Source organism: Candidatus Dactylopiibacterium carminicum (assembly GCF_014736495.1).
GTDB lineage: Bacteria > Pseudomonadota > Gammaproteobacteria > Burkholderiales > Rhodocyclaceae > Uliginosibacterium > Uliginosibacterium carminicum.
This window is the reverse complement of sequence record NZ_MDUX01000037.1, coordinates 20,868-33,386: the sequence shown is the minus strand read 5'-3', so window position 1 is coordinate 33,386 and position 12,519 is coordinate 20,868. Positions and strand designations below refer to the sequence as shown.

10 protein-coding genes are annotated in these 12,519 nt (G+C 65.1%); 3 read left to right on the top strand and 7 right to left on the bottom strand.

The window, feature by feature from the left end:
* Positions 1–63: 63 nt before the first annotated feature.
* Positions 64–1,317, bottom strand: coding sequence for a D-amino acid dehydrogenase (locus tag BGI27_RS11510; RefSeq protein ID WP_095525012.1), 1,254 nt, complete (start codon positions 1,315–1,317; stop codon positions 64–66).
* Between the two features lie 165 nt (positions 1,318–1,482).
* Here BGI27_RS11510 and alaS point away from each other — a divergent pair, with 165 nt between their 5' ends.
* Together alaS and BGI27_RS11500 are read left to right on the top strand one after the other, a co-directional pair.
* Positions 1,483–4,137, top strand: a complete 2,655-nt coding sequence (gene alaS, locus BGI27_RS11505; RefSeq protein WP_095525011.1) for an alanine--tRNA ligase — start codon at positions 1,483–1,485, stop codon at positions 4,135–4,137.
* 267 nt (positions 4,138–4,404) lie between these two features.
* The gene (locus BGI27_RS11500; protein ID WP_095525010.1) at positions 4,405–5,241 is read left to right on the top strand and encodes a symmetrical bis(5'-nucleosyl)-tetraphosphatase; all 837 of its coding nucleotides are present in this window, start codon (positions 4,405–4,407) and stop codon (positions 5,239–5,241) included.
* Between the two features lie 23 nt (positions 5,242–5,264).
* On the opposite strand, the gene BGI27_RS11495 is transcribed toward BGI27_RS11500, so the two are convergent.
* From BGI27_RS11495 to BGI27_RS11480, 4 genes are all read right to left on the bottom strand, one after another.
* Positions 5,265–5,708, bottom strand: coding sequence for a universal stress protein (locus BGI27_RS11495; RefSeq protein ID WP_095525009.1), 444 nt, complete (start codon positions 5,706–5,708; stop codon positions 5,265–5,267).
* Between the two features lie 13 nt (positions 5,709–5,721).
* The gene (locus BGI27_RS11490) at positions 5,722–7,266 is read right to left on the bottom strand and encodes a DHA2 family efflux MFS transporter permease subunit (RefSeq protein WP_223871767.1); all 1,545 of its coding nucleotides are present in this window, start codon (positions 7,264–7,266) and stop codon (positions 5,722–5,724) included.
* A 14-nt stretch (positions 7,267–7,280) separates the two neighbouring features.
* Positions 7,281–8,276, bottom strand: a complete 996-nt coding sequence (locus tag BGI27_RS11485; protein ID WP_272896539.1) for an HlyD family efflux transporter periplasmic adaptor subunit — start codon at positions 8,274–8,276, stop codon at positions 7,281–7,283.
* 159 nt (positions 8,277–8,435) lie between these two features.
* Entirely contained in the window at positions 8,436–9,833 is a 1,398-nt protein-coding gene (locus BGI27_RS11480; RefSeq protein WP_223871766.1) for an efflux transporter outer membrane subunit, read from the bottom strand.
* 187 nt (positions 9,834–10,020) lie between these two features.
* Here BGI27_RS11480 and BGI27_RS11475 point away from each other — a divergent pair, with 187 nt between their 5' ends.
* Entirely contained in the window at positions 10,021–10,626 is a 606-nt protein-coding gene (locus tag BGI27_RS11475) for a TetR/AcrR family transcriptional regulator (RefSeq protein WP_095525007.1), read from the top strand.
* Here BGI27_RS11475 and BGI27_RS11470 read toward each other — a convergent pair.
* The gene (locus BGI27_RS11470) at positions 10,608–11,498 is read right to left on the bottom strand and encodes an acyltransferase (RefSeq protein ID WP_095525006.1); all 891 of its coding nucleotides are present in this window, start codon (positions 11,496–11,498) and stop codon (positions 10,608–10,610) included. The genes BGI27_RS11475 and BGI27_RS11470 overlap by 19 nt on opposite strands.
* Positions 11,499–11,587: 89 nt before the next feature.
* Positions 11,588–12,511: a DMT family transporter gene (locus BGI27_RS11465; protein ID WP_095525005.1), complete on the bottom strand. Its 924-nt coding sequence runs from the start codon at positions 12,509–12,511 to the stop codon at positions 11,588–11,590.
* Positions 12,512–12,519: the final 8 nt, after the last annotated feature.

Here is a 12,519-nt window from a genome sequence, read left to right as displayed (position 1 = left end):
GCGCCTTCTTGCATCTCGCATGCGCCTATATCTGGCTACTGTGAACACGCCCTAGTATGGTGCCTATCCGCCGAAGGGAAAGTCGACTGCCGGCGGGCGCTGATCGACGATATCGGCCAACGCGCGGGCCGAGCCGGCGGCCAGCGTCCAGCCCAGGGTGCCGTGGCCGGTGTTGTAGTAGAGGTTCGCCATGCGCCGGCTGCGCCCGATGATGGGCAGGTTGCTCGGCGTGGTCGGGCGCAGGCCGGCCCACGCGTTGGGTTCGTCGAGTGCACAGACGCCCGGAAAGATATCTTCCACCCAGCGCAGCAGCGCCTGGCTGCGCACCGGGTCGATATCCGTATCGTAGCCATTGAGCTCGGCCGTGCCGGCGATGCGCAGGCGATCCCCCAGACGCGAGCAGACGATGCGGCGCGCCTCGTCGGTCAGGCTCACGCTGGGCGCGCGGCGTGCGTCCTGGATGCGCAGCGTGGCCGAGTAGCCCTTCACCGGATAGATCGGCAGGCGCTCGCCCAGCGCGCGCGCGAGGTGTGGGCTCCAGGCGCCGGCGGCCAGCACATAGGCGTCGGCAGCCAGTTGTTCGCGGCTGCCCTGGCGCAACAGTTCCAGGCCGGTGATGCGGCCATCCGCATGCGAGATCGCGCCGACTTCGGTGTCGTAATGGAAGACGACACCAGCCGCGGCACAACGTGCGGCCAGTTCGCTGGCGAAGCGCTGCGCATCACCACTTTCGTCATCGGTGCCGAGCATTCCGCCGGCAATGCGATCCCGGATGCGCAGCAGCGAGGGTTCCGTCTCGACGCACTGTGCGGCATCGAGCATGCAGGCACCGATGCCCAGTTCGCGCAGCACGCGGAACTGGGCCTGTCCGTGGCGCAGACCGGCAGGCGTGAAATACAGATGCAGCACACCGCGCGAGAGCTCGTCGTAATGGATGCCGGTGGCTTCGCGCAGCAGGCGCAGCTGCTCGCCGCTGTAGGCCGCCAGGCGGGCGATGGACACGGTGTTGCGCTGGCTGCGTGCAGGCAGGCATTCGCGCAGGAACTGCAGTCCCCAGTGGATGCGCGCGGCTTCTGCCGGCCAGCGGAAGAGTAGCGGGGCATCCTTGCGGCCCAGCCATTTGATGATCTGCAACGGCGCGCCAGGGTTGGACCAGGGCTCGGGGTGGCTGATGGAAATCTGGCCGCCGTTGGCGTAGCTCGCTTCGAGGGCCGGACCGGGATCGCGGTCGATCACGCTGACCTGGTGGCCGCGCTCGCGCAGGTACCAGGCGGCACTGACGCCGGCCAGACCGGCGCCGACAATGACGATGTGCATGTTGGGATTTCGGCAGGAGCACCCATCCAGCGGGCGCGAAAGCGCGTGATTATGGTCTTTTTGTGCCGGTTTGCGCCTGATCCGGGGCAAAAGCACGGGCATACGCGGTGAGGCTTCAGGAGGTAGAATGCGCGACTCTGTTTTTTTGACGCTTTTCGGCCACCCATGAAAGCCGCAGACATCCGCTCCACCTTCCTGAATTTCTTCGCCTCCAAGGGCCATCAGATCGTGCCGTCGAGCCCGGTCGTGCCAGGCGACGATCCCACCCTGCTGTTTACCAACGCCGGGATGAACCAGTTCAAGGATGTCTTCCTCGGCTTCGACAAGCGCCCCTACACGCGTGCCACCACCGCGCAGAAATGCATTCGCGCCGGTGGCAAACACAACGATCTGGAAAACGTCGGCTATACCGCGCGCCATCACACCTTCTTCGAGATGCTGGGCAACTTCAGCTTCGGTGACTACTTCAAGCAGGATGCGATCAGGTACGCCTGGGAGCTGCTCACCGAAGTCTTCAAGCTGCCCAAGGACCGCCTGTGGGCCACGGTGTATGCCGAGGATGACGAGGCCTACGAGATCTGGACCCAGCAGATCGGGCTGCCGCCCGAGCGCGTGGTGCGTATCGGTGACAACAAGGGCGCGCGTTACGCCTCCGACAACTTCTGGATGATGGGTGACACCGGTCCGTGCGGTCCGTGCTCGGAAATCTTCTACGACTTCGGCCCGTCGGTGGCCGGCGGTCCCCCCGGAAGCCCGGATGAGGATGGCGACCGCTATACCGAGGTGTGGAACAACGTATTCATGCAGTTCAACCGTCGCCTCGACGAGAACGGCAATTACGTGATGGACGCGCTACCCAAACCCTCGGTGGATACCGGCATGGGCCTGGAGCGCCTGGCGCGCGTGCTGCAGAACGTGCCGACCAACTACGACATCGACCTCTTCGTGAACCTCATGGCCGCGGCTCGCCGCGAAGTCGAGGCTGCCGGCGGGGCCGACATCGATCCGGATTCGCCCTCGCTGAAGGCGATTGCCGATCACATCCGTGCCTGTGCCTTCACCGTGGCCGACGGCGTGGTGCCCAGCAACGAAGGCCGTGGCTACGTGCTGCGCCGGATCGCCCGCCGTGCCATTCGCCACGGCTACAAGCTCGGCGCGCGCAAGCCCTTCTTCTACAAGCTGGTAGCTGCGCTGACCGAGGAGATGGGCGCGGCCTATCCCGAGCTGGTCGCCAAGCAGCGCCGTGTGACCGAGGTGCTCAAGCAGGAGGAAGAGCGTTTCTTCCAGACCATCGCGTATGGCATGGAGATTCTTGAGGCAACGCTGGTGCTCATGACGACGAGGGGCGTGCAGGTGCTTGATGGCGAGATCGCCTTCAAGCTGCACGATACCTACGGCTTCCCGCTGGATCTGACCGCCGACGTGCTGCGCGAGCGTGGCCTGTCGGTCGACGAGGCAGGTTTCAACGCGGCCATGGCTCGCCAGCGCGAGCAAGCGCGTGCCGCCGGCAAATTCAAGATGGCGCAAGGGCTGGAATACAGCGGTACGCCCACCACCTTCCATGGCTACGAAAAGCTGTGGGTCGAGGATGCGCGGGTCACTGCGCTTTACGTCGAAGGCAGCCCGGTCGAGGTTGTGCGTGCCGGCGACGATGCCGTGGTGGTGCTGGACAACACCCCGTTCTACGCCGAATCCGGCGGCCAGGCGGGCGATTCCGGTTTCCTGCAGAACGGCACCGCACGCTGCGAAGTGGATGACACGCAGAAGATCCAGGCCGACGTGTTCGGTCATCATGGCCGCGTCGTCGAAGGCGAGATCCGCATCGGTGACATCATCGATGCGCGCGTCAATGGCGTGCGTCGCGCCGCCACCGCGCGCAACCACTCGGTCACCCACCTGATGCACAAGGCCCTGCGCGAAGTGCTGGGCAATCACGTGCAGCAGAAGGGCTCGCTGGTCGATGCCGACAAGACCCGTTTCGACTTTGCGCAGAACGCGCCGGTGACGGACGAGCAGATCCGCAAGGTCGAAGAGATCGTCAACCGCGAGATCCTCACCAACGCGGCTACCCAGGCCCGTGTGATGCCCATCGAGGAAGCGCAGAAGACCGGCGCCATGATGCTCTTCGGCGAGAAGTACGGTGACTCGGTGCGGGTGCTCGATATTGGCAGTTCGCGCGAGTTGTGCGGTGGCACCCACGTGGCGCGCACCGGTGACATCGGTTTCTTCAAGATCGTGATGGAGAGCGGCGTGGCCGCCGGTGTGCGCCGCGTGGAGGCCGTCACCGGCGAGAACGCCCTGCGCTACGTGCTCGAACGCGATGCCGCGCTGGGTGTGGTGGCTGCCGCGCTGAAGGCGCCTGCGGGTGAGGTGCCGACCAAGCTCGGGCAGACGCTGGAGCACTTGCGTGCGTTGGAAAAGGAACTGGCTGCGCTCAAGAGCAAGCTTGCCAGCAGTCAGGGCGATGCCCTCGTCGCCCAGGCCGTGGAGATCGCTGGCGCACGCGTGCTGGCTGCCACGTTGAGCGGTGCCGATGTGCCGGCCCTACGCGAGGCGGTCGACAAGTTGCGCGACAAGCTGGGTTCCGCTGCCGTGGTGCTGGCTGCCGTGAATGACGGCAAGGTCTCGCTGATCGCGGGGGTTACGGCTAACCTTACCGGCAAGGTCAAGGCGGGGGATCTGGTCAATTTCGTCGCCCAGCAGATCGGTGGCAAGGGCGGTGGCCGTCCCGACATGGCCCAGGCTGGCGGCACCGATGCCGCTGCGCTGCCCGCCGCGCTCGCCGGAGTGAAGGACTGGGTGGCTGGCAAGCTCGCCTGAGCGCCGGCACTTGGTAAAACAGAACCGCACCGTGCGTAAGCCGGTGCGGTTTTTTTCATCGCCGGGCCGCTCCAAGATGAAAAAGCGTCCTCCTGGGGGACCGGGCCATCGCATTGCGATGGAACGAGGGACCATTTTCATGGTATCCGCTGCTCGTCGCGTGGGTGACCGCCCTTGAACCTGGGCTGCCGGGCCTCATGCCCATCCGATCTGTGTTTCATCGTTTCCGGGTGTGTTCGCGTTTGCGAACAGCCCTAGAATTCCGCCATGACCCCCACCCGCTACCGCTACGCCATCGGCGACATCCAGGGCTGCCCCGGCCCGTTCGAAGAACTGCTGCAAGCCTGTGATTTCGATCCCGCACTGGATCGTCTGTGGATCGCTGGCGATCTGGTCAATCGTGGCCCTGGCAATATCGAGGTACTGCGTCGTATCAGGGCGCTGGGCGAGCGGGCAAGCTGCGTGCTGGGCAACCACGATTTCTACTTTCTGGCCGTGGTAGCCGGTGCCGTGCAGCGCGGCGAGGACGATACCTTGCAGGATCTGCTGGATGCGCCGGATTGTGCCGAGCTGACCGACTGGTTGCGACGGCAGCCGCTGATGCATGCGGAAGACGGCTTCGCCATGGTGCATGCCGGCCTGCTGCCGGAATGGAGCGTCGATCAGGCGCTGGCGCTGGCCAAGGAGGCCGAAACCGCTTTGCGCGCCGATGACTGGCGCGACTTCCTGCGCCGTCTGTGGGGTGGAAAGCCGGATCGCTGGCAGGATGATCTGGCCGGGGCGGACCGCCTGCGCGTGATCGTGAATACTTTCTGCCGCCTGCGTTTCCTCACCCCGGACGGTCGCCTCGCGCTGAAGGCCAAGGGGCTGCCGGAGAGCGCGCCGGATTTCGTGCCCTGGTTCGATTTTCCGCAGGCACGCTGGCGCACGCATACGGTGATCCACGGGCACTGGTCGGCGCTGGGGTTCCGCGACATGGGCGCGGTGATCGCGCTCGATTCGGGGTGTGTGTGGGGCGGCAGCCTGACGGCGATGCGCTTGGAAGACCGCCGCGTGTGGCAGGTGGGTTGCCCGCAGGCCGCAGCCCCCACCGGCTGGGACTAGACAAATGGCGCCTGCGGGGCTGTTCAGCGAAACACCAGTACCGGGATCTTCGAGTGAGTCAGCACCTTCTGCGTCTCGCTGCCGAGCAGCAGGGCGCTGACGCCACGGCGCCCGTGCGAGGCCATGAAGATCAGATCGCAGCTACGCTGGCTGGCGGCCTTGATGATCAGCTCCCACGGCTTGTTGCCCTTGAGCGCCAGGCGTTCACAGGGAACGCCGGCCTCCCGCATGCAGGCTTCCGCTGCGTCCAGAATTTCCTGGCTGGCGCTTGCCAGCTGATCCCGCACAGTTTGCGTGATATGGGCGTCGCTGATGGCCCCCACTCCATCGTAGGCTGCGGGCGAGTCTGGGCTGGCATAGAACAGCGTGACCCTAGCGCCGGCTTCGCGCGCGAAACTGGCGGCCCGGGCAACGGCTTCCTGCGACAGCGGTGAGCCGTCCGTGGGAACGAGCAGATGCTGGAACATGGTCTGTCCTCCGTCAGTGGCCGCCCGCGCCGGGCTCGACGCTACGACCGGGTTTGGGTGCCAGCCAGATGATGGCGGCGGCACCGATGAACATCACCGCGATCGCGGTCATGACCTGATTGGTGGAAAGCATCACGCTCTGCGAGGTGATCAGATGGTCGATCACCTGCGTGGCCGTTTCCGGCGGCGTGCCGGCCTGGGTGAGCTGGCCCAGCAGCGCGTGATCCCGATCGGCCACGCCGACCAGCTCGGCATGGTTGTAGGTGATCCGGTCGCTCCAGGCCGTGGTGACCAGCGAAGTGGCGAAGGCGCCGGAGAGCGTGCGCAGGAAGTTCATCAGGCCCGCTGCCGAATCCATCTCGCGCTCGTCCACGCTGGCCAGCGCAAGCGACGTGGTGGGGATGAAGAAGAAAGGCATGCCCAGCCCCATCACCCCCAGCGGTATGGCGACATCCCAGAATCCCATGTCGGTGGTGGCGATGGTGCGCCACAGGGTGACCAATCCGAGCCACAGCACGCCCGCGAACACCAGCAGACGCGGATCGCGTTTGCTGGAAGCAGCCATGGGCGCCACGAAGAATGCGGTCACTCCGGTCCATGCCGTGGCAAGGCCGGCAATGGTGGCGGTGTACCCCATGAAGCTTTGCAGCCACAGGGGCGTGAGCACATTCACGCCGAAGAAGGCGGCAAAGGCCACGCTGATGGTGAGCACGCTTACCGTGAAGCCACGGTGGCGGAACACCTGCAGATCCACGATGGGATTGGGCTCATGCAGTTCCCAGATCAGGAACAGCCCGAAACCGATGGCGGCCACGATGGCCAGCGTGACGATCTGCGGGGAGGAGAACCAGTCCAGGTTCTTGCCTTCGTCCAGCATGATCTGCAGGGCGGCCACCCAGATCACCAGTAAGCCGAGCCCCACCAGGTCGATGCGGCTGCGTTCGCCCAACGCCTGATAGGGCTTGAGCAGGCGCCAGGCGTATAGCCCGAAGCCGATGGCGATCGGTGCGTTGATCAGGAATACCCAGGACCAGCTGTATTCGTCGCACAGCCAGCCGCCGAGGATGGGGCCGACCACGGGCGCCACCAGGGTGGTCATGGACCACAAGGCGATCGCGGCGCCAGCCTTGCTCTTGGGGAAGATGCGCAGCAGCAGGGTTTGCGACAGCGGCATCAGCGGGCCGCCGCACAGCCCCTGGAACACGCGTGCCACCACCAGCAGGCCGATCGAGGTGGAGAGACCGCAGATGATGGAAAACACACCGAACAGGATCATCGAACCCACGAACACCTTCACTGCACCGAAGCGCGCGGCCAGCCAGCCGGTGAGCGGCACGGTGATCGCCTCGCCGACGGCGTAGGAGGTGATGACCCAGGTGCCCTGGCTGGTGGCCGCACCCAGCGCACCGGCAATGTTGGGCACCGCCACGTTGGCGATGGTCATGTTGAGTACGGCGATGAAATTGGCCGCCGCCAGGATCAGGGCGGCCACCCACAGCATGGGGCCGGTCAGCCACGTGCTGGCAGCGCCGGCAGGCGCGGGAATGGCTTGGCTCATGGAAGCGATCCTGCTCAGTTACGCTGGCCGCGGGTGTCGATCTCGGCGTGCATGGAAAGCCCGACCTTGAGCGGGTTGGCCTGCAGCTCCGCAGCATCCAGCTTCACGCGTACCGGCAGGCGCTGCACCACCTTGATCCAGTTGCCGGTGGCGTTCTGTGCGGGAATGGCCGAGAAGGCCGAACCCGAGCCGCCGGAGAAGCCTTCCACCACGCCGTGATAGGTCACATCCTTGCCGTAGAGGTCGGCATGCAGCGTCACCGGCTGACCGGTACGAACCCTTTGCAACTGCACCTCCTTGAAATTGGCATCCACGTAGATATCGCCCACCGGCACCACGGCCATCAATGGCATGCCGGGCTGCACGCGCTGGCCGACCTGCACCTGGCGCTTGGCCACCACGCCATCGATGGGGGCACGGATCACGGTGCGCTCCAGATCCACGCGCGCCTGCTCGAGCCGGGCACGGGCGGCCACGACTTCTGGGTTCTGCGCCACGCTGGGTTCGGCGATCTGGATGGCATTGGTTTCCCGGGCGGCTTTGGCCGAGCGCAGATTGGCGCTGGCCTGCTGCTCCGCCGCGATGGCTGCTGCGAGGTTGGCTTCGCTGGCCTTGAAGGCGTTGCGCGCACGGGTCAGCTCATCGCCGGAAACCGAGCCGGACTCCACCAGCGCTTCGCGGCGCTGCAGATCCACGCGGGCGCGTTCGAAATCCGCCTGGGCTGCGGTCAGCTGGGCCGCGGCACGTTGGCTGTCGGCTTCGCGCGCCTGTATCTGCGCGGCGAGATTGCCGTCGGTGGTCTGGTAGGCCTTCACGCGGCGGATGGCGCGCTCCAGCTCGGCCTCGGCCTGTGCCAGCCCCAGGCGGGCATCCACCGGGTCGATGTTCACCAGTACATCCCCGCGCTTGACGAACTGGGTGTCGCTGGCCTTCACCTCTGCCACGGTGCCGGCCACGGCCGGTGTGATCTGGGCGACTTCGGCCGCCGTGTAGGCGTTGTCGGTCGACACGAAATGCGCACCGTGGAAGAATCAGTAGGCCGAAGCGGCTCCGGCGATGATCACGACCGTGCCCACGAAGGTGAGCAGACGGCGGTTGCGGCGCTGCGTAAGGGCGGTTTCGACTGTGTTGTTCTGAGACATGAAGACTTCCTTGAGCAATATCGGGGGTTAGCGTTGGGCGATCTGGCGGGTGACTTGATAGCCGCCACCCAGGCTGCGTTGCAGGTCGATATCCAGACTGAGCGCCAGGCTCTGCAGATTGGTGCGGGCATTCAGGCTGCCCAGCAGGCTGTCTTCGGCCGAGAGCACTTCGAGGTAGGTGGCGAGGCCGCCTTCGTAGCGGTTACTGGCCACGCGGTGCGCCTCGGTCGCGGCCTCGACCGCTTCTTCAGCCTTGCGCAGGCGTTGCCCCAGGGCTTTCTGGCTGACTGCGTTGTCCGCCACCTCATGCAGCGCACGGGTCACGGTGTCGTTGTACTGGGCCACGGCAGTGTCATATTCAGCTTCGCTGGCCCGGTAGCGCGCCTTCAGGCGGCCACCGTTGAAGATGGGCAGCGAGATCGCCGGCCCCACGCTGCCGGTATCCGAACCGGATTTGAAGAGCTGGTCCAGTCCGAGCGAATGCACGCCGATGAAGCCCACCAGATTCACGTTCGGATAGAACTCCGCCTGGGCCACGTCGATGCGTTTCGCCGCGGCTTCGGCACGCAGCCGGGCGGCCACCACATCGGGGCGGCGGCCCAGCAGATCGGCGCTCAGGCTCGATGGCAAGCCGAAACCGCTGGAGAGGTTCAATGTCGGGCGGGTGATCGTCTGTCCCCGGTCCGGACCTGCACCCAGCAAGGCTGCAAGACGGTTGCGCTGCAGCGCCAGCTGTTCGTCCACTGCCAGCAACTGCCCCTCGGCCATGGCGCGGCGGGCATCGGCGTCACGCAGCCCCCCGCGTGTTTCCAGACCGTTGGCGTGACGCTTGGCAATCAGCTCGGCCGTCTTCACGCGGATTTCCAGCGCCTTCAGGGCCGTATCCCGGTTGGCATGCAGACGGTTGAGCTCGGCATAGCCGGCGGCAACGCTACTGGCCAACAGCAGGCGGCTCTGCATGAGTTCGGCTGCTTGCGCTTCCAGGGTCGAGGTCGCGGCCGCCAGCGATGCCCGGTTGCGTCCCCAGAAATCCAGCTCCCAGCTGAAATCCAGCGTCAGACGGCCGTAGTCGTTCCAGCCCTGTGGGAGCGAGCTTTGCGGTTGAAGGTAGTTGTATGACTGTTTGGTCTCGTTCAGGTTGGCATTGGCGCCGATCTGGGGGGCATTGGCCGAGCGTGCGATGCCAACGCCTGCTTCGGCCTGGCGCAGTCGGGCGGCGGCTACCTGCAGGCTGGGCGAATCCTGCAGAGCTTCGCGGACCAGTGCATCGAGCTGCTGATCGCCATAGGTTTGCCACCACTGATCACCGGGCCAGGTCCGGGGTTGTGCGTTCAGGCTGCTGCCGGCAGCCCAGCTGCCGATCGGGCGCAAGCCGTCGCGTGCTCCCTCCTGGGGGAGTTGGGCGCAGGCCATCAGGGTGGTCATCGCCAGGAGCGCAAAGGCCGGTCGGCGTGCAAAAAAGCGCCGCGATGCGGCGCCGTCAATATCGGGGAATGAAGTAGATGTCACGGTGAAACGTCCTTTTAACTGAACCGTACAGTTCATTTTCTCGTTGACACATCGCCTCTGTCAATCAAAACTGTACGGACGAGTTCAAAAAAGGAGCGCCGCCATGCGCAGTAAAAGCGAGAGCAGACGCCAGACCATCATTGATGAGGCGCGGGCCGTGTTCCAGGAATGCGGTTTCGAGGGGGCTTCGATGTCCCAGATCGCCGCCCGGGTGGGGGGCTCGAAAGCCACGCTGTACAGCTACTTCGCTTCGAAAGACGAGCTGTTTGTGGAAGTAATGCGGCGGTCAGCCGAAGCGCTGATGCGCGATGTGTTCGAAAAGCTCGATTCGCAGGCTGACCTGACCGCCAACTTGCGGCGTTTCGGAGAGGGGTTCCTGGAGGCCGCCTGCCAGCCGGAGCTGATCAACAACTATCGCAATGCCTATGCCGAGGCGCGCAAGAGTGAAGTGGGGCGTCTGTTCTACGAACGCGGCCCACGGCAGGGCTTGCTTGTGTTGAGCGAGCATCTGGACGCCTGCATGAAGCAGGGGAAATTGCGGCAGGCCGACAGCGTGGTCGCCGCGCAGCACTTGCTGGCGCTGCTGGAGGCTGAATGCGGCCAGTTGCTGTTGCTGGGCGTCAGCGAGGGCTTTTTGCCCGCCGCGACCAGGCAGATGGCTGGCCGCGCCGTCGAGGTCTTTCTGCGGGCCTATTCCACGCCGGCTTGACGACGCAGTTCGCCGATGCGCTGATCTTTCTCTAGCCACAGGCCATTGAGCCAGGTCTGGATGTTGGAGCGGAACTGGGGATCGCGGCTGGCGGCTTCACCGACGAATTCGGCCGGAATGGGGAGCTGCCGCACCTCGACGATCACACGGCCCAGGCGCCCGCAGATCAGGTCACCGAAGCTGGGAACGCGGTCCGGATAGACGATGGTCACATCCAGCATCGATTCGAACAGCTCCCCCATGGTGCCCAGCGCGATGGAAAGGCCGCCACTCTTGGGCTTCAGCAGATGCTGATAGGGCGAGCGCTGTTGTTTGTGCTTGGCTGGGGTATAGCGCGTGCCTTCGAGGAAATTGATTACCGAGGTCGGGATGAAGCGGAATTTTTCGCAGGACTTGCGCGCAGTGGCCATGTCGGCTGCGTTGGCTGCGAGCGTCTTGCCGCTGCGGCGCATGAAGGGGAAATCCAGCGCCCACCAGGCCAGGCCGATCACCGGGATATAGATCAGCTCATGCTTAAGAAAGAACTTGAGGAAGGGGATGCGGCCACGGAAGACGCTCTGCAATACCAGGATGTCTGCCCAGCTCTGATGGTTGCAGCCCACCACATACCAGCCGCGCGGTTTGAGATCGTCCACGCCGCTGATCCGCCAGTCGTGGCGTTCGATGGCGTACATCCAGGCCTGGTTGATGCGTACCCAACCATCGGCCAGCGCATTCAGGCAACGGTCAGCGAAACGGCGCACGGCCGAGGCCGGCAGGCAGAGCTTGAGTAGGGCGAAGGGCAGAAAGGCGATGAAAACCAGTAGGGTGTTGAGCGCCACACACAGGGCGGCGAACACGGCTTTGAGAGGTGCGGGCAGCCAGCGGAGCATGGTGGGGATTCCCATCGTGGAAGAGCCGCGATTCTAACGCGGCCCGTGAAAAACCCGACGCAGGCGATGCCCACGCCGGAGAGGGCATTTCAGGCACTGGCCGCTACGCGTGCGGGCCGCGTTGGCCACTGCGAGATCAGCATGGCGGCAATGATCAGCCCTCCGCCTAGCATCGCACGCGGACCGAACTGTTCGCCCAGCCACCAGGCTGCGAACAGGGACGCGAAAAAGGGCTCCAGCGCATAGATCACGGCCGCCTGCACCGCCGTGGCACGGGCCTGCGCCCAGGTCTGCAGGAAAATCACCAGACCACTGCAGATCACGCCCAGATACAGCGGCTCCAGCCAGACGGAGCCGGCTCCGGCTGCCTGGTCGAGATAACCCGGGCCTTGCAGCCACCATTCCGTGAGGATCCAGAGGGGCGTCAGCGCCGTCATCATGACGGCCTGGGCGCCGGCCAGCGACAGTGTGGAATGACGTGGTGCGAAACGCTCCATACCCAGCACATAGAGTGCGAAGGCCAGGGCACAGCCGAAGGTGAGGGCATCCCCCAGCAGGCTGCTGCCCTGTTCATAACTCATCACCGCGATGCCGGCGCCGGCCAGCACCACGGCCACCCAGATCATCGAGGACAGGCGTCGGCCCAGCAGCGGCAGCAGCAAGGGCACCATGATCACATTCAGTGCGGTGATGAAGGCGTTGCGGCCCGCGCTCATCATCGTCAGTCCGAGCACTTGCAGCACGAAGCTGGCGAACAGTGCGATGGCGAGCAGCGCGGCATCACGCCAGAGCGCGCGGTTGCGCCATTGAATGAAGGGGGCGAGGGCGAGGGCTCCGAGCGCCCAGCGCAAACCGACCATCAGGCCGGGCGGTATCTGTTCGGAGACGGCCTTCATGGCCGGAAAGGTGGAACCCCAGCAGATCGTGACCAGGATCAAGGCCAGACTGGCCAGCAGCGGAGAGCGTGAGGCGGACATCGACAGACGGTTTTTGGCGGGAGCGTATTGTGCCATGCGCACCT

Coding starts and splice junctions, on each gene's coding strand:
- BGI27_RS11510 (WP_095525012.1), bottom strand. CDS start 1,317: ATGCACATCGTCATTGTCGGCGCCGGTCTGGCCGGCGTCAGTGCCGCC.
- alaS (WP_095525011.1), top strand. CDS start 1,483: ATGAAAGCCGCAGACATCCGCTCCACCTTCCTGAATTTCTTCGCCTCC.
- BGI27_RS11500 (WP_095525010.1), top strand. CDS start 4,405: ATGACCCCCACCCGCTACCGCTACGCCATCGGCGACATCCAGGGCTGC.
- BGI27_RS11495 (WP_095525009.1), bottom strand. CDS start 5,708: ATGTTCCAGCATCTGCTCGTTCCCACGGACGGCTCACCGCTGTCGCAG.
- BGI27_RS11490 (WP_223871767.1), bottom strand. CDS start 7,266: ATGAGCCAAGCCATTCCCGCGCCTGCCGGCGCTGCCAGCACGTGGCTG.
- BGI27_RS11480 (WP_223871766.1), bottom strand. CDS start 9,833: ATGACCACCCTGATGGCCTGCGCCCAACTCCCCCAGGAGGGAGCACGC.
- BGI27_RS11475 (WP_095525007.1), top strand. CDS start 10,021: ATGCGCAGTAAAAGCGAGAGCAGACGCCAGACCATCATTGATGAGGCG.
- BGI27_RS11470 (WP_095525006.1), bottom strand. CDS start 11,498: ATGCTCCGCTGGCTGCCCGCACCTCTCAAAGCCGTGTTCGCCGCCCTG.
- BGI27_RS11465 (WP_095525005.1), bottom strand. CDS start 12,511: ATGGCACAATACGCTCCCGCCAAAAACCGTCTGTCGATGTCCGCCTCA.